At 38.1% G+C, this 17,461-nt stretch carries 15 protein-coding genes, 1 pseudogene and 1 CRISPR repeat array; of the genes and pseudogenes, 12 read left to right on the top strand and 4 right to left on the bottom strand.

Annotation, left to right across the window (positions count from 1 at the left end; genetic code table 11):
* Positions 1-310 precede the first annotated feature (310 nt).
* On the bottom strand, positions 311-1,231 hold the full coding sequence (locus tag ADM90_RS13885) for a VanZ family protein (protein ID WP_053995568.1): 921 nt from the start codon (positions 1,229-1,231) through the stop codon (positions 311-313).
* 395 nt (positions 1,232-1,626) lie between these two features.
* Here ADM90_RS13885 and ADM90_RS13890 point away from each other — a divergent pair, with 395 nt between their 5' ends.
* From ADM90_RS13890 to ADM90_RS25110, 6 genes are all read left to right on the top strand, one after another.
* On the top strand, positions 1,627-2,175 hold the full coding sequence (locus tag ADM90_RS13890; RefSeq protein WP_053995569.1) for a hypothetical protein: 549 nt from the start codon (positions 1,627-1,629) through the stop codon (positions 2,173-2,175).
* Between the two features lie 204 nt (positions 2,176-2,379).
* Positions 2,380-3,441 (top strand): suppressor of fused domain protein, encoded by a 1,062-nt coding sequence (locus tag ADM90_RS13895; RefSeq protein WP_053995570.1) that lies wholly within the window; start codon positions 2,380-2,382, stop codon positions 3,439-3,441.
* A gap of 69 nt (positions 3,442-3,510) precedes the next feature.
* Positions 3,511-5,172: a DUF6138 family protein gene (locus ADM90_RS13900; protein WP_053995571.1), complete on the top strand. Its 1,662-nt coding sequence runs from the start codon at positions 3,511-3,513 to the stop codon at positions 5,170-5,172.
* 17 nt (positions 5,173-5,189) lie between these two features.
* Complete coding sequence (locus ADM90_RS13905; RefSeq protein ID WP_053995734.1) at positions 5,190-5,894, top strand: DUF4274 domain-containing protein; 705 nt, start codon at positions 5,190-5,192, stop codon at positions 5,892-5,894.
* A 13-nt stretch (positions 5,895-5,907) separates the two neighbouring features.
* Positions 5,908-6,708: a hypothetical protein gene (locus ADM90_RS13910; protein ID WP_053995572.1), complete on the top strand. Its 801-nt coding sequence runs from the start codon at positions 5,908-5,910 to the stop codon at positions 6,706-6,708.
* 122 nt (positions 6,709-6,830) lie between these two features.
* Entirely contained in the window at positions 6,831-7,148 is a 318-nt protein-coding gene (locus tag ADM90_RS25110; protein ID WP_235473546.1) for a hypothetical protein, read from the top strand.
* 202 nt (positions 7,149-7,350) lie between these two features.
* On the opposite strand, the pseudogene ADM90_RS13920 reads toward ADM90_RS25110, so the two are convergent.
* Positions 7,351-8,385, bottom strand: a pseudogene (locus ADM90_RS13920) (YdcF family protein).
* A gap of 66 nt (positions 8,386-8,451) precedes the next feature.
* Entirely contained in the window at positions 8,452-9,612 is a 1,161-nt protein-coding gene (locus tag ADM90_RS13925; protein ID WP_053995573.1) for an immunity 26/phosphotriesterase HocA family protein, read from the bottom strand.
* Between the two features lie 137 nt (positions 9,613-9,749).
* Here ADM90_RS13925 and ADM90_RS13930 point away from each other — a divergent pair, with 137 nt between their 5' ends.
* From ADM90_RS13930 to ADM90_RS13940, 3 genes are read left to right on the top strand one after another with little or no spacing between them, the layout of a single operon-like run.
* On the top strand, positions 9,750-10,190 hold the full coding sequence (locus tag ADM90_RS13930) for a GNAT family N-acetyltransferase (protein WP_235473550.1): 441 nt from the start codon (positions 9,750-9,752) through the stop codon (positions 10,188-10,190).
* A gap of 11 nt (positions 10,191-10,201) precedes the next feature.
* Entirely contained in the window at positions 10,202-10,690 is a 489-nt protein-coding gene (locus ADM90_RS13935) for a nucleoside 2-deoxyribosyltransferase (protein WP_053995575.1), read from the top strand.
* 2 nt (positions 10,691-10,692) lie between these two features.
* Positions 10,693-11,007, top strand: a complete 315-nt coding sequence (locus ADM90_RS13940) for a YbjQ family protein (protein WP_053995576.1) — start codon at positions 10,693-10,695, stop codon at positions 11,005-11,007.
* 363 nt (positions 11,008-11,370) lie between these two features.
* Positions 11,371-15,953: a CRISPR direct-repeat array (repeat unit 33 nt; unit sequence GTCTCTCTTTGTATGAAGAGAGTGGATTGAAAT).
* Positions 15,954-16,175: 222 nt separating this feature from the next.
* Here the strand turns inward: ADM90_RS13940 and ADM90_RS13945 are convergent.
* Positions 16,176-16,460: a hypothetical protein gene (locus ADM90_RS13945; RefSeq protein ID WP_053995577.1), complete on the bottom strand. Its 285-nt coding sequence runs from the start codon at positions 16,458-16,460 to the stop codon at positions 16,176-16,178.
* Between ADM90_RS13945 and ADM90_RS13950 the strand changes: the two genes are divergently transcribed.
* From ADM90_RS13950 to ADM90_RS24525, 3 genes are all read left to right on the top strand, one after another.
* Positions 16,453-16,647, top strand: coding sequence for a hypothetical protein (locus ADM90_RS13950; protein ID WP_053994648.1), 195 nt, complete (start codon positions 16,453-16,455; stop codon positions 16,645-16,647). The genes ADM90_RS13945 and ADM90_RS13950 overlap by 8 nt on opposite strands.
* Positions 16,644-16,997 carry an IS66 family insertion sequence element accessory protein TnpB gene (gene tnpB, locus ADM90_RS13955; RefSeq protein ID WP_053994649.1) on the top strand — a complete coding sequence of 118 codons (354 nt, stop codon included), beginning with the start codon at positions 16,644-16,646 and terminating at the stop codon, positions 16,995-16,997. Before ADM90_RS13950 ends, tnpB begins: the two co-directional genes overlap by 4 nt.
* A gap of 53 nt (positions 16,998-17,050) precedes the next feature.
* Positions 17,051-17,461, top strand: a 411-nt coding sequence (locus tag ADM90_RS24525) for an IS66 family transposase (protein ID WP_459542336.1), incomplete at its 3' end; no start/stop codon positions are given.

A 17,461-nucleotide genomic window follows, 5' to 3' on the forward strand; every position in this document is an offset into this window, starting at 1 on the left:
CTGGAAACCTGTATAATTATGGTTAATCAACACGCCTGAAAATTTATCTGAATTATATATAATTGATAAAAAAGTAAAGAGAGTGGGACTGTTTTTCAAGGAGAAGGTACAAGAGGGAGTGAGAAGCTGGGAATGTTCTATGATTTTTAAAGAACCGTATAACAATTCAATATAAAGGAGAACATCCTTCGCAACTTTTATAGTGGAAAGACTGCTGAACTGGAAACGATAGCGTCCTCTTCTTCTAGGATAGAGCTAACATTGAAAGACCAGCAAAGCCTATTTAGCCGAGCTGGTCTTGTTATTCATTTTATTCCCACCAATGCTTCATTTCTGTGAAGCCGATATCCCATAGCTTTATATGACCTGTAATAGCAATGGTCAGTTTGTTAGCTTCATAAAATAATGGAATTTCTAATGGCATTTCAAGTGTTTCGGTTTCCTGCAAATACACTTCATCTGCTTGAAATATTTCCTTTCCATCCATAACGATGGTTACGTTCCCTTGAGGCTCTTCTTCATCCGGCATACCGAGATGTAGAAAAAGTATAACATCCTCCTTGCCATCAATCATATAAGTGTAGGTCTTGCTCGTAGTTCCTTCATTACTATATAAATTATAGTGAGGCTCTATTTTATGACCAGCTACAGTGAAAATTGGGATATCGTTTGTTAGGGGGTGCGCGCCTGCTGTTTCTTTAATAGCATGTAAAGGCTGTATAGAACTAACGCGTTTCTCTAAAACTTCAGATATGATCATTACACATGTAAGCAATAGAACAGCAGACAAGCATGAAGCAATGAGCTTTTTTAAAGTTAAATTTGAAGTGAAGCCAACTTTGTATACAAGATAGCCAATCGTTGCACCGATCGTATTGGAAATGACATCATCTACATCAAAAGTTCCCAGATAGACGAGTGATTGAATCGTTTCCAATCCAAGAATCATAAGAATGAACGACCCAATAAATTTTTTATAATGGCAGTGTATTAATAACGGAATTAGGATGCCAAAGGGAATAAAAGCTGCAATATTGCCAAAATCGTACAACCATGAAAATGTAAGGCTAGGGAAGTTCAAAGGAACGCTTGATGGAATAAGCATAAATTCATAGCCAGCGTCCATATAATCGTCTCTATGCTCTAAACGATTAAAGCCAAAGAACATGAAAAATAAGATGAGCGCTGTATACATACTAGTAATGATCATTATTAAATTTCGTTTTTTCATATTTTTATCTCCTTAAAATACTCTCTATTTATCATAAGCAGAAATTCTTAATATTTTATAAGAATATTTATTAAGATTTACTGAAAAATCTTTTTAAGAGAGTAAAAGCTGCTCATAAAAATAAAGAGTCGCTTTTTCTATTGTTATTTATGTTACTATATACCTATCTGTGTTGGATGATCTTACATAAGCATACGATTGCTTACATATAATATAGATAGTAAAAATGGCAAAAGTTTTGTGTCCATCATAAAAATCTTAAGAAAATCTTCAGGTTCTACTAAAGAAATTGTTAAGATTCTTCCTATATATTTATAAAATAAGGGAATTTGCGAAACCATTTAAAGATTTAAAACGTATTGGTAGTAACAGAGAATATCGAAGTAGGTGAGGAAATGACACATACGATCTACATAGTATTAACCAAAACAGGAACCTTATTATCAAAGGCAATCGGTATGTATACGGGAAAAGAAATGAATCATGCGTCAATAGCCTTTGATGAGGGGCTGTTTGAAATGTATAGCTTTGGTCGTAGACAGCTAAACAATCCGCTAAGTGGAGGCTTTTTACGTGAGGATGCAGAAAGAGGACTTTTTGAGTTAGCCGATTGTGTGATTTATCGCTGCACAATATCCCATTATCAATATTTAGATATGATGAAAATTGTGCGATACATGTACTGGAATCGGAACCGCTATAAATATAATTTTATCGGTTTGTTTGGTGTGGTGATGCAGAAGGAAGTGAGAAGAGAGCGTGCTTACTTTTGTTCCCAATTTGTAGCGACGCTATTAAAAGTGGGAGGTTTAAAAGTATATCAAAATCCGGCATTAATGACGCCTCACTGCCTAGCACAATTACCTTATTTGGAAAAAGTCTTCGCTGGAAAGCTGGCTGACTATTTACAAGGTGTACGTGCGCCAGTCATGCTATATGGTTAAATAATTTTAGCTATTCAGGCAATCTTTAAACGGATTGTCTGGATTTTTTTGATAGTAATAATTACCTTAGCTGGAATGAAAATAAACCTATTTGATGGTATGTTAAAAATGAGTCCTATTCCTGTTAAAGGCCTATTGTAAAATTGGTATCATAACAATAGTAAATATATTTAAGAGAGCGATACCTGCTAGGAGGGCGTAGAGATGAGTGAAGAAGTAGCAACAACTGGCTGGGATGCAATTGATCATGCGTTAGTAAAGCTATACGGGGAGCAAGAGCCAAAGCATTACGGCACATTAATTTCCTATGCACTTGGCGGACAAGACCCGCTGGATGGTATTAGTGCTTATAAAAGTGAAACACCTATTCCACATTGGCACTTCGTCACTTATGGATTTTCTGAATTATATGAAAAAGAATTGAATAATAAAGAATATAGTGGCTTTGGCTTTGAATTAACATTTCGACTAGTGCGTAGCGATGATGAGGAAGAGCCTCCTGCTTGGGCATTGAATTTACTACAAAATATGGCGAGATATGTTTTTAATAGTGGTAATGTATTTGTAGCAGGTGATTATTTAGATGCAAATGGGCCGATTTGTCTTGGTGCAGACACATTGTTAACAGCATTAGCATTTACAGATGATCCAGAGCTGGCAAAAATGCATACGCCAAATGGTAAAGTGACGTTTATTCAAATGGTGGGTATTACAGAGGATGAGCTAGAAGCGATGCAAGCTTGGCAGACACTTGGTGTACTACAGGCAGGTATAGAGCAGCTACCAAGCTATGTAACAGATTTAGCAAGAGCCTCCCTTTTACAAAATCCAGTAGTTGTCAAAGCTGTGGAGCGAGGGATAGAAGACGATGGCTCTAGTACAGGCTTTCTTTTTGTCGATCAATTAGCATGGCAAGAGGGGAAAACGGGCTGGTTTTCAAAGCCTTCCCATATTGTTCAGCTTGGGGCTAAGCAGGCAGGTGTGATTCGTCAATTATTACGTGGACGAATTTTAAAAGGAAGAAGCCTTCGCTTAGTTGGTCAACAAGTGACCCTTACGTTTCAAGCGAATGAGCAAGCAGGATACGATGTCAATGAGCAGGAAGTGATTATTTCTTTAAATAAGGAAGCAGTGGAGGAGCTTTGCCAAAAGCTTGTACCACAAGAAGGACAATTTGAATTATCTTCCTTAGCAGATGTGAACTTTCAAATTTTGAAAACCTATATTAAAGATCAACAAGGAACGGTTGTGAAAACAATCGGGTAAGGCTGCTCTCCCGCTGGAAGTCATTTTAGCGGGAGATTTTTGCTAGGTAAAAAAGGGGGGGAACGTGTATTGCAACCATATATAGAGCATTTTCTTGCGGATGTTTGGGCGAAGCTAGCAGCCATTTATAAACGAGAAAGTGAACGAATAAACGCACTTAACGATCAAAGCCGCTTGCAAGCAGGTATCTTTAACTATTTAAAAGTAACTTGGCATAAAGAACAAGGTGCTTATGGAATGATTCTATTAGATATTTACGAGCCATTGGATTGGAGTGATAGTGCCTATAAGATTGAGGCAGACGCTTATATAGAGGAATTCACAGAAACGTTTCATATTGAGGAGCTTTTTGATGCTTTATGTGTCAAAATGGAGCAAGTTTTTCAATCATCACAGTATGGTACTCGTTTTTTTGATTATTATTGTCAGGTAGTGCTTGAATTTGAGCATAACGGGAAAATAATCCACTATCAAAAAGAGTTATTAAATCAGCAGAAGCTCGCGTTAACCAAGCAGGAATTAGCAACCTTTATTGAAACAAAGATAATGGCTGAGCCACCAGCACGTCCAAGTGATAATGATGAATTTTTCTTTGCACAGCATCTTGTAAATCCGCATTTTTTCCAGCAAAGAGCTGAAGAAATTGAACCACTCATTAGCCGTTTACAAGATAAGCATCGTGCCAATCCACAGCGTTTAGAACGATGGAACTACTACTATACAAGAGCATTGGAGCAGTGGGCAGAGGCGCATTTTTTAACACACTATTTTGAGCAAACAGAAGCGTATACAAAAGAGTGGATGCTGACAACAGCAATTACGCCACAGCAAATAGCGCAGGAAAAGCTAGATTTCTTGCTCTATAGCGCATTAAAAATAGGACAGCAAGAGCCAGCAACTTGCCAAAAATATTTGGAGCTAGCTAAGCAACTTGGTTCGGAAAAGGCAACGATGTATTTACAAGCAGGAAGCGGTCGTTATGAAAGCAGACGACAAAGTAATGTGTTACGAGGACAAGCCAATGATATTTTACAAACAATAACGATTCATATCATTGTAGAAGAGGAAAAAGCTTATCAAGAAGCACTTCATTATATAATGGAGCTTTTACAGGCAGGCTTTCCAAAGGGCTATAAGCTATTGCTGAAAAGCAAAGTCAAGCATTACTTACCAGTGAAAGGACTAGCAAAATCAAAGCTCCATCAATTTTTTGCCAACTGCTTCACATATCCATCCCTTTTTCCGCTGCTAGCAAACTATGCACAGATGGCAATGGAGGCATATGCCTGGTATCAGGATGTTGAGCCAAGCAAAAAATCAGCTATGCCTGGCACTTATGCAGTATTTGGATTAGGGCTTTACAGTGATGCTTATTTTCCGCTTGTCCAAAGCTATATGGCACTTGTTGATACAGAGCATCAGTCCGTCCAAAATGCTTATGCGGATGCTTTTCTAAAAGCGCATGGTCTAGCAGCGGAGCTTATGCCTGTATTTATCGCTATTTTATTGGCTGCCAATGAATCAGCTAAACCATTAAAGGGGCTTAATGTATGCAAACAGGATTGTATAAGGGCGCTTGTGGTTGAGCTAGCAAAGAAAGAGGACTATGAGCGTGCATTTGCATTGTATCGCATTTTTGGCCGTGCAAATAATCTAGCACAGCGTCTTAAACAAGAAGCCCCACCGATAAAGGAGGAGCTGGAGCAGCTACTGCAATGGATGGATACATAAAGCAGGGAGTGATGTTAATGGATTGGCTAACAGTTAGTAAATCAAAGAATATGGAGGAAGTGCAGAAGGCTGTGCAGAAACTGGATGTTCATGAGCGGGATGCACGTGGTAGAACGCCATTAATGCTTTTTATTACCAATCGAATGCCGCTTGAAGGGATTCAGCTTCTTTTGGCGCAAAATATCGACTTGGAGGCACAAGATAAGCTTGGAGATACAGCACTAAAAAAGGCTGTAAAGTTTAAGCAAAAAAATGTTATTCAGTTATTGCTAGCCAAAGGTGTGACATTAGATGCGCCAGGGGGGATTCAGGCAACCGCTTGGTATACAGCAAGAATGCATAGAGAAATAGCAGATTTATTGCTTGCTACGCCGGGTGCAATCCGACTAACGTTAACAGCAGAGGAGCAAAGGCAAGTAGATACGATTTTATATGAGGAATCTATTAATAAAATGGGCCAGCGCATTCATGCGATTTCATCCGCTGTCATTTTGCATGCGGTCGTTAATGGCTATAACTGGGATGATGGACCAAAGCCAATGCTAGCAGCGTTACACAATCCTGTATGTGCGCCAATCACATTGCTAGATATGTTTGAGCTAATGGAGGGCGATTATTGGCTAGCGCAACCAGAGGAAGAGGTAGCAGCCTCAGAATGGCAGCAGCCTTGGCAAGAGATGGCGCAAATTGTAAGTGCCAAGCTAGCACTTGATAAGACGTGAGGAGGAATGAGCTATGGATCAAAAGGCAAAGAAAACTTTAATGCAAACATTTTGGCAATCAGGTAGATGGAAAGCAGGAAAATTTACATGTGCAGAAGAAGATTTTCAATATGCCAAAAGCAAAGGGCTAATGTTTGATCCGTTAACGATTACACATGATGAATGTATCGCAAGACTGCAACAGCTTCACCGTGAAGTATTAACAAAGGAGCTTGCTGTTACAGCCTTTTTGCATAGCTTATCAACGCGCAAGGTGCATTTACGCAGTGCGCTATCAAGCTGGGCGCTTACATATCAATTACCTAGCCATACCTATCATGAGCGACCTGTGCAGCTGGTACCCCATAGCGGCTGTGGCTACTGTAATGAACAGCAAATTATAGCCTATGAAGCATATAACGATGAAGATTTGAATGTGTTAAATTTTGAACGCATTAAATGGGGCGGCATTCGTTTAAACTGGCTGCTATATTGCCTGCTTGATCTTGAATGCTTAGCAAAGGAGCAAACAGCATTTACTGTATGTGAGGAAGATAGCGCCATTTTGCAGCAGATGATTAAGGCGATAGAGTCCTGTCAAGCTACAGATGCAGCAAGACAGCTTGAGAAGCGTTGGAAGGATATTTTTAAAGCTAATCAATATGAACGGGATGTTATTATGGAAATTTGGGGATATGCAGGCTTGCTTGTTTCCAATAACCCTTATCGCAAGGAGCGTGGACGAGGCACGGATTTTATGTCAATGGCTACATGGAGAGGGCAGGATGGCTACTCACAAGAGCAAATGGAGCTCTATTTTGGTCCCTATTTATAAGAGAAGCGTCTATTCTGATAAAGAAAAAGATGAGTGAAAATTCTGTAAGCAGGAAACTTCATAGCAAGTACCTATGGATAGAGTTGAACAAGAAATTAATCGTTTAAATGGAGTGATAAATATTGACGTATGACTTTTGGCTAATGGCTTCCGTTACAGAGCTGATTGACTACCCAGATGATGGAAGTGATAACTATACACCTCAGTCAACTTTTCAGACGCTTATGGATATACTTGCTATTCATGTACCAATAGAAGAAATTGTTCATCGTTTTTTTCAACAATCCATTCATACAGGGGATGTGTTGGTATTTAGCAATCAGCACCAGCCAGATACATGCATTGTTCTTGATACATATCGTCATCCATTAGATCAACAGGATACCATTCAGTTTGGTTGGAGGGTGAGTACAAAGCTAGACCTTTATCGTATCAGATAGCTAACACGGCAGTTTTATGATGATTGTGAATTTGCTGTTCGCTATGAGGAGGGATTGTCTGTTCTGTATAAGGTGCTACAACAAGAGCGTTATCCATACAAATATTATTATCAGACAGTATACGAACAACATATCAAGAAATATACAACGACAAAGGGATGCGTGACACGACTATAACCTGTATCACGAACCCCTAAAAGTGCTACGTAATCAAATAACTAATAATCACGAATAGGATGGAAATAGCTAAAATGGTTCCGACCACTTTCATATGTCGTTTGCGCTCCATTACAACAATCGCCACATATTCACGAATCATAGCATTGGGCCAATAATAAAAGGCTGTTTTTGCGCCAATGCCCTGACTGTCTAACCCAGCTAGCCTTGCATAGATGCCCGCACGGAAAAGATGGAAATTATTTGTTGTAAAAATACTGCGATAGGGCTTACCCTGCGATTGCTCGTCCATCAATTGTTTGGAAAAGAGCATATTTTGATAGGTGTTGACAGAATGATTCTCTTATAGTGTGTGCTCGATCGGAATTCCTTTATCAAGTGCATATTGTTGCATCGCCTCAGCCTCTGGCAGGTTTTCATCTGGTCCTTGCCCGCCTGAAAAAATAATGGTTGGCGGTGAGGTAAGAGCTGCTTGTTTATGATAAAAGTCAATCGCCTTTTGGATTCTACTTGCTAATAGTGGTGGAACCTTATCGTTAATTAAACCACTGCCAAGCACAATAATAAAATCTTGATGATATGTTGGCCGATTGAATTGGTATAAAAAATAGGCGGATAAAAAATTAGATAGATGGATAAAGAAATAAAATGTAATAAGTGATATCCCACCAAAAATCGGCTGGAGATGCCTTGAGAATAGGCTTGCTGGGCTAATAATTGGCAATAGCATAAATAATAAAATCCCAATCGCCACAAGCAATGTTAAGGAATTGGCAAGACGTCTTCCCTCTCGCTTCATTAACACCCTCGCATTTAAAAATAAACCAAACATTAATGCTACAATAGCAAACGGAATCATCACCAATAGGGCGATAAGTGGAATAATCACGATTAGCCTTATAAAGTAATGGTCAGACTGAATGGATGCCACTACACAAAATAATAGAAATGAACAGATAAAAAGATTAAATAAAAAGCCATTAATTATTCTTCGTGGATCTTTTAAATAGGAATAAAGAAAAACAATAAAAATAATGAGCGGAATAATGCCAATATACATAAAAATACGCACCTCAATTAATGAACTCTTTTTATTATAAGGTAAAATGAATGATTTGGCAGCTAGCTACATTTTTAGATACGTATTATAAATATAGGTAAGATACTCCATGCGTGTGAGACCACCCGTTTGACGGTTAAAGTCATCATATGTGATATTTTGCGGCAAGCCAAATTTAGCGAACGCTTGCAGTCGCTCTTGATAATAATAGGGATTATCGAATGACACGGGATCATCATGCTCCTCCTGCGGCTTCAACCAATCATTAGCGACACTTGTATAGACACCATGATTAGCAAAACGAGTAGCTGTTTTTAAAGCAGTTGCAGATGCTGGCTTATGAATGCTTCCTGTTCCCCACGATAGACGGTATTGAGGTTCCTTGTGCTGGTCAATCGTTATACTATACCCTAAAGGAAATAAAATATCAGCCTCTGTTAATGGTTTATGACCAACTTTTTCATAACACCCTCGCATAAAATGATCATCCATTACAATATATGTTTGATTGGCTAGTGGCGCTGTCACAATCTCTTCAAAACGGGGTGAACGCTCTGTCGTTGTACATAAATAAGGGCGGACAAACAGCGGCATTGTCATCACATCATGCCAAATACTATCTGCTGCAAATAACTGATCCTTTTGCATTTGACGTAGATCCCCAATTACTAGCACATAACCGTCCGTAAACAGATCCACTTCAACACGGAAAATATCTCCTGGCATCGCTTTATAACGTAAACTTTTCATGTTTATGAGCTTTGCTAATTTAGTAGCATAATCAGCAGGCAATTGTGCTGGAAATTGCTGAAGCCACTGAATAATATCAGCTTTTGTTGTAAGATGCTCAAAACCTGTTAGTGGAAGCTGGTAGTAGGTTTTCGGATTGCGTACACTAATAGAGCTAGCTTGATTAGTGTCATTACCTACACTAGCCGAGAAAATAATGCCTCTTGCTTTCGGAGCGGAAATATTGGTGTAATTGAATTTCTTCTCTTTACCACGTGAGCTTTGCGGAACAATCACTTCACGATTACGGGTAACAATGGTGACATCTGCTTCTTGATAGTGTTGCTCATCGGCAAAAATCCTTTTTTTAATCACATCCCCCTCAAGACAAATAAAGTAATCCTCACGAATTTGCAGTATATCCCAATGCTTATCCAGCAACTGAAGTCCAAAATAAGGACGCAGTTCATTGTGTAACCAGCTTGTAAATGGTGCCATACTTATTTACCTCCTATGTAGATAAGTATAGGGAAGATTTATTATTGTCACTAAAGGTAAGAAGAGGATATGCTGCTAATGCAATAGACCTAACACTTGTTTTCTCATCTTTTCTGTTATACTAATAGGTAGAGGTGATGCATTTGAAAATAATGGCAATAGAAGGTGTTCCTTATGCGTGGCTTCACCAGCTACAGGAAATCTATGCTGATGTTTTTGATGGCGCTCATCTCCCACTGGAAAAGCTAGCAAGTAAAGAAGGCTTGCTGTGCATGCTGGCAGTGGAGGATAACGAGCTTATTGGCTTTAAGTTAGGCTACCCACATCCTGATGGCGTGTTTTATAGCTGGCTAGGCGGTGTTCGAGATACCAAAAGAGGACAGGGAATAGCCAGTCAATTAATGATCGTACAGCATAAGCATATGAAGGCATTAGGCTTTCAGAAGGTGCGTACATACGGCAGAAATACATACAAAGCAATGCTAATTGTCAATCTTAAGCATGGCTTTGATATTGTATCAACCTTTATAGATGACAAGGGCAGACATAAAATTATTTTTGAAAAATTAGTGGAATAGGGAGTTTACTGATGAAGGCATACTTAGCAAATGGATTATTTTCTTTAGGAGATCGTTTTGTAAATGAGCAGCTAGCAGCAGCTATGCGCGAGGCTGTACCAGGCATTGAGCTATACGTCCCGCAGGAGAACGATGCGATCAACGATAAATCTGCCTATGCAGATAGCCAAGCCATTGCAGAGGCGGATTTAGCAATGCTACAAGGCAGTGATTTATTAATTGCTGTATTAGACGGTGTGGAAATTGATTCGGGAGTGGCTGCCGAAATCGGTGCATTTGCAATGCTAAATCGTCCCATTGTTGGCTTACTAACAGATGTTCGTCAGCAAGGGCGCGATAATATGCAAAAAATAGAGGCACTTGTACGAGATGGACTGGAAAATCAGTTTGTCTACCGTAATTTATTTGTAGTAGGTTTAATTAAACGTACAGGCATTATTACAGCCTCGATTGAAGAAGCGGTGGAGGCTGTACAACACTATAGCAATAGGGAGGAATAAGTATGTTACTAGCAACATCAGATAGTGTAGCAGGACGAGAAATTATCGAAACACTTGGTTTAGTCAAGGGCAATTCTGTGCAATCCAGAAATATTGGGCGTGATATGATGGCAGGTCTTCGTAATATTGTTGGAGGCGAAATGAAGGAGTATGCCGAAATGCTTGTGCGTTCGCGTGAAATCGCCACAGAGGCAATGGAAGAAGAAGCCAAGCAATTAGGAGCAGATGCAATTGTAGGCATACGCTATGCAACATCCTCTGTCATGGATGGAACTTCAGAAGTACTCGTGTATGGCACAGCCGTAAGATTAAAATAGTGATAAGCCTTCCAAAGACTGCGAGAAATCAGCATTTAAAATAGATTTCTCGCGTTTTTTTGTCAAGAAAATATAGAAAATCCATGATGAGAAGCTTATTTTTTGCAGCTATTTGAAAGGACTTTTTGTTAAAATTTTTAAAGATATAATAGTATTTACGGTGATGTCGATTCTATAAGTATATTTATTTTTTTGAACGAGCTAGTGCGAATGTAAAGCAAACATGATTCGCTAGGGAGATTCGCACCTATTATTCAACCAATTTTCCATTGAAATGGAAAGGGGCTTGGGTTAATATGACCTTATAGATTTATTTTTTTATGAAAATCAATTATAAATATCATTTTTATATTGTTTTTCACTGTCTCTCTTTGTATGAAGAGAGTGGATTGAAATTCGTTGGTCTGTATGATTTAATGCAGTCATGATGGTCTCTCTTTGTATGAAGAGAGTGGATTGAAATCCCTTTATCAACAATCATTTCAAAACGCGTTGCGTCTCTCTTTGTATGAAGAGAGTGGATTGAAATAATTCGGTAACGCCATTCGCCGTCTGACTGACGGTCTCTCTTTGTATGAAGAGAGTGGATTGAAATAAATAACGCTAATCATTTATTTAAAGGAAAACAAGTCTCTCTTTGTATGAAGAGAGTGGATTGAAATACTTTGTTTGGCAATTAATCTCTTTGCTAAGCTATCGTCTCTCTTTGTATGAAGAGAGTGGATTGAAATATTTAAATATATTAGTGATATTGATAAAGGTTTTGTCTCTCTTTGTATGAAGAGAGTGGATTGAAATCAGTTAATCTTCATCCACGATTCCCTCCATTTTATTGTCTCTCTTTGTATGAAGAGAGTGGATTGAAATTGATAATTTGATTGACGGTCTTTTCTGCCCATGGTCTCTCTTTGTATGAAGAGAGTGGATTGAAATACATTTGTAGTTACAATTGAGACAATTCAAGGCGTCTCTCTTTGTATGAAGAGAGTGGATTGAAATGATTTGAGACTGCCATCCTTTAAAATGAGTAATTTGTCTCTCTTTGTATGAAGAGAGTGGATTGAAATTAATTCGCTTCAAAGCTTGTCATTACTGGAATGGTCTCTCTTTGTATGAAGAGAGTGGATTGAAATAGAATTAAATAACTGCATCATTCTCACAATATCAGTCTCTCTTTGTATGAAGAGAGTGGATTGAAATAGCAGCACGTCTAAGCGCCTGTCTCATTTGGTCAGTCTCTCTTTGTATGAAGAGAGTGGATTGAAATTTGGTCTTGGAACCTAAAGTCAGTCGATTCTGGGTCTCTCTTTGTATGAAGAGAGTGGATTGAAATAAGCAACCCTCAATCGCCCAATTGAGTATTCCGCGTCTCTCTTTGTATGAAGAGAGTGGATTGAAATCATTTTATTTCCTGCTCCGTCGTAAACTGTTAAAGTCTCTCTTTGTATGAAGAGAGTGGATTGAAATCAAAGCATTTTCTTTGTTCCAGGACAAGGATCTGGACGTCTCTCTTTGTATGAAGAGAGTGGATTGAAATATATAAATCAAATATACGTTGTACCTTCTTTGCGTCTCTCTTTGTATGAAGAGAGTGGATTGAAATTTAAAAATACCGAAACCAAAAAGCCTTGCCTTTGTCTCTCTTTGTATGAAGAGAGTGGATTGAAATTCATGATTTTTGAGTGGCATACGATTGGCATTTAGTCTCTCTTTGTATGAAGAGAGTGGATTGAAATAAAAAAGATGACCGTGAGGGTGTAGAAAATGCAAGGTCTCTCTTTGTATGAAGAGAGTGGATTGAAATAACGCAAGTGCATCGGAAAAAGTTAACAATAGTTGTCTCTCTTTGTATGAAGAGAGTGGATTGAAATAGCAATTATATTAGTATACAATGCCCTATGTGTAGTCTCTCTTTGTATGAAGAGAGTGGATTGAAATAACTGTTGCAGTACGCGTAGAAAGTGCCGATAATGTCTCTCTTTGTATGAAGAGAGTGGATTGAAATTCATTGGTAGGACTTTACGTGATATGCCAAACACGTCTCTCTTTGTATGAAGAGAGTGGATTGAAATCATCAAGCAGCCTATAAATACTTTCGCCCTAAAGTCTCTCTTTGTATGAAGAGAGTGGATTGAAATACTACCAAGCATATAATTAATTATAAGACATCTGTCTCTCTTTGTATGAAGAGAGTGGATTGAAATCACTAAAATGCTGCTGCAATGATCGCTACAAAAGTCTCTCTTTGTATGAAGAGAGTGGATTGAAATCTATTTTGATAAAGTTTTGGTTTATCTATTAATTGTCTCTCTTTGTATGAAGAGAGTGGATTGAAATACGGCTGAAGATTTGCTTACGGCTGGGGTTGCTGTCTCTCTTTGTATGAAGAGAGTGGATTGAAATTTGAACATCATTTTGTAGTTGTAGATACAACGCGTCTCTCTTTGTATGAAGAGAGTGGATTGAAATTTTTAGTCGTGGTAAAAACATGTGGTGTGCATCAGTCTCTCTTTGTATGAAGAGAGTGGATTGAAATGGCATAGCAGACGATGGTGAGGCAATAGGCATAGGTCTCTCTTTGTATGAAGAGAGTGGATTGAAATACATATACAACTCCTTTTGTTGTATCAAATCTTTGTCTCTCTTTGTATGAAGAGAGTGGATTGAAATGTAATAACGGAACAAATAGTGAATTGCGATACAGTCTCTCTTTGTATGAAGAGAGTGGATTGAAATTTAAAAAAAGTTTGGGATACTGTTAAAAGCATATTGTCTCTCTTTGTATGAAGAGAGTGGATTGAAATAGAGACTTGAAGAAAATATCGATGTAAAAGTATGTCTCTCTTTGTATGAAGAGAGTGGATTGAAATAGAGACTTGAAGAAAATATCGATGTAAAAGTATGTCTCTCTTTGTATGAAGAGAGTGGATTGAAATTATATACATACTCTTTGTTAGATTCTAAGTTAGGTCTCTCTTTGTATGAAGAGAGTGGATTGAAATTTATTTCGATATGTACTGCATTGAACGTGCTTTCAGTCTCTCTTTGTATGAAGAGAGTGGATTGAAATAAAATCCACGGAAAGCTTGTCCTTTCCAGCTTGTGTCTCTCTTTGTATGAAGAGAGTGGATTGAAATAGACAAAATCAAATCCCACTCAAATTCATCGCCCGTCTCTCTTTGTATGAAGAGAGTGGATTGAAATTTCTTTTTCAAGTTAGTAAGAATCATTCCCAGTGTCTCTCTTTGTATGAAGAGAGTGGATTGAAATAGCCTCAAACATTAAATCTTCGTAAGGCGGCACTTGTCTCTCTTTGTATGAAGAGAGTGGATTGAAATGATATAGTCTTTTAATTGTGCATCGTAGATGGCGTCTCTCTTTGTATGAAGAGAGTGGATTGAAATAATTTCAAACGTCAGTCCATCAGTTAGTTGAGTGGTCTCTCTTTGTATGAAGAGAGTGGATTGAAATCTGAGAGTTTTAATGATGTTGATGACGTTAAATGTCTCTCTTTGTATGAAGAGAGTGGATTGAAATACCGAAAGAGGTGAATAAATAGCAATGGAAACAGGTCTCTCTTTGTATGAAGAGAGTGGATTGAAATTTCGCTAATTTCAACTGTTTCTTTGATTTCCTCGTCTCTCTTTGTATGAAGAGAGTGGATTGAAATCCCTTTGCTCGAGATCTTGATTGAGCAGGACCAAGTCTCTCTTTGTATGAAGAGAGTGGATTGAAATAGTTTTTAGAGTCGCGTAGTCAGACGAGTGGTCAACGTCTCTCTTTGTATGAAGAGAGTGGATTGAAATCAATTACATCATCATCCAATACTACAACGTCTCGTCTCTCTTTGTATGAAGAGAGTGGATTGAAATCAATTACATCATCATCCAATACTACAACGTCTCGTCTCTCTTTGTATGAAGAGAGTGGATTGAAATAGTTTTTAGAGTCGCGTAGTCAGACGAGTGGTCAACGTCTCTCTTTGTATGAAGAGAGTGGATTGAAATCAATTACATCATCATCCAATACTACAACTTCTCGTCTCTCTTTGTATGAAGAGAGTGGATTGAAATTGCAAGTGTCGAGTGGGAGTCTCATGTAGGTAAGTCTCTCTTTGTATGAAGAGAGTGGATTGAAATTAGCAGAATTTATCGCATTAGAGAAAGATATGAATGTCTCTCTTTGTATGAAGAGAGTGGATTGAAATTCTGAACACATCGAACTCGTTATAAGCCCAAACTAGTCTCTCTTTGTATGAAGAGAGTGGATTGAAATACTTTGCAAAATAAGATATGGAGTAACGATGATGAGGTCTCTCTTTGTATGAAGAGAGTGGATTGAAATACCTCATTGCTAAATGTCTAAAATCTTACGAATGGTCTCTCTTTGTATGAAGAGAGTGGATTGAAATAGCCAAATCTAAAGGATCACCTTCGTCACCAGCGTCTCTCTTTGTATGAAGAGAGTGGATTGAAATGTTATTGTCCCAGGAAACACATCACAAAGTGGCGTGTCTCTCTTTGTATGAAGAGAGTGGATTGAAATTTTGAAGGGGGAATCTGGAAAAATTGTAATAATCGTCTCTCTTTGTATGAAGAGAGTGGATTGAAATATTTACCAAATTACTCTTTTGTTTACCATCAACAGTCTCTCTTTGTATGAAGAGAGTGGATTGAAATAAGAGAATCCAGAAATCTACGAATATCGCAAATATGTCTCTCTTTGTATGAAGAGAGTGGATTGAAATCACCAGGTCGATTGCCTGTGCCTCCTGTCAATAGTCTCTCTTTGTATGAAGAGAGTGGATTGAAATTGATTTGTACCACAGCGAGTCAGTTTTTGACACGGTCTCTCTTTGTATGAAGAGAGTGGATTGAAATACTAAAAATTTTAGACCAATCCATGTTAATAGCGTCTCTCTTTGTATGAAGAGAGTGGATTGAAATTTTTTATCTCACAGTCTGTTAATGCTATACTTAGCACCTCTCTTTATATAAAGAAAACGTGTTGAAATTGGACTTACTTGTGATAGAAGATCTATTGTTTTTTTATCTGGATCATACTGAAAAGTAGACGATGAAATTTAAAAATAAAAGTTTAAAAGCGTAAGAAATCAGCCATTTAAATGGATTTCTCACGCTTTTTACTTTGTCCCAACCCGTTATTCTTTAGTGAAAAAGCTGCTCTATTGCTGTTAAATCGAAGTCAGAGAGAAGCTTATAATCCTTTAGATAGCTTTCTTCATATAAATACACCAATAAATGCTTGGTATCATCCAAACGTAAGCCTATTTCACGGTCATCATTCATCAACAATGTTAGCCAATAAGCTTCCTGAAAATCCGACTTCGCAAAATACACCGTAAGCCCGTAATCAAATAACGCATATAAAACACCAGGCACCTCCGGTACGATAAACGTATCAATTAAAGGAGGTGCCCTATTTATGTCCACAAACAAATTAACCATAGTTCCCGTCAAACTTGATCCTCTTTCAACGGAAAGTTCTTCGTTCCCTTCTTCGAGAATGACCGCTGCACCAGCTTGTATTGTAAAAATGGGAGTAGCTGAAGTTACCTTTTATCATGGCGTAAATGAGCACATCATCCAAACGGTTATGAAGGAGCTGAAAAGTCGATGAGGCATGATTTTACGGATGTGCAAAACATTTATATGATTTGTGGGAAGACAGATATGCGAAAAGGCATCGATGGTCTCGCAACACTGATTCAAGATTCTTTCGAATTAGATCCTTATAGTGATTCTATTTTTCTCTTTTCAGGATGGAGTAAGGATCGCTATAAATGTTTGTATTTTGATGGAGATGGCTTCGCTATGCTTTACAAGCGATTAGATCAGGGCAAACTTCAATGGCCAAAAGATGAAAAAGAGGTACGAAGCCTTTCACAACAGGAACTACGCTGGTTGTTAGAAGGATTATCCTTACAACAACCAAAGGCCATTGCAAAATCTGCAAAAAGTATCTTTTAATCAACGTTTCCTTAATGGTATAATCATCCATAACTTATCTTGAACGAAATGTGGTGAATGATTTGGAAAATGCCTCCACGAAACAGACTGAACGATTAATTCAATTGTTAGAGCAACAATTAGCACATTCGAATGAACAGAATGACGAATTAACCAATAAATTGGATCAATCACTTAAACAAATTGAAGTATTAACGGAACAAGTCCGCCAATTAACAAAGGCTTTATATCGCTCCAAATCAGAGAAATCCAAGTATCAAGCGCCCGATGGGCAAGTTTCTTTATTTGAAAATGACCCGTCTTTTAACGAATCTGAGCAGACAGAAGAACAAAGCACCGAAGCAGTTAGTTATACGATTACTCGCAAAAAGACAAATAAAAAACGAAATGATTCGTTTCATGAAGAGATAGAAATGGAAGAAATTCATCATCACCCTGCTCATTTAGTTTGTGACTGTTGTCGT

It is taken from the genome of Lysinibacillus macroides (assembly GCF_001281525.1).
In the GTDB taxonomy this organism is placed as follows: Bacteria; Bacillota; Bacilli; order Bacillales_A; family Planococcaceae; genus Lysinibacillus; species Lysinibacillus macroides.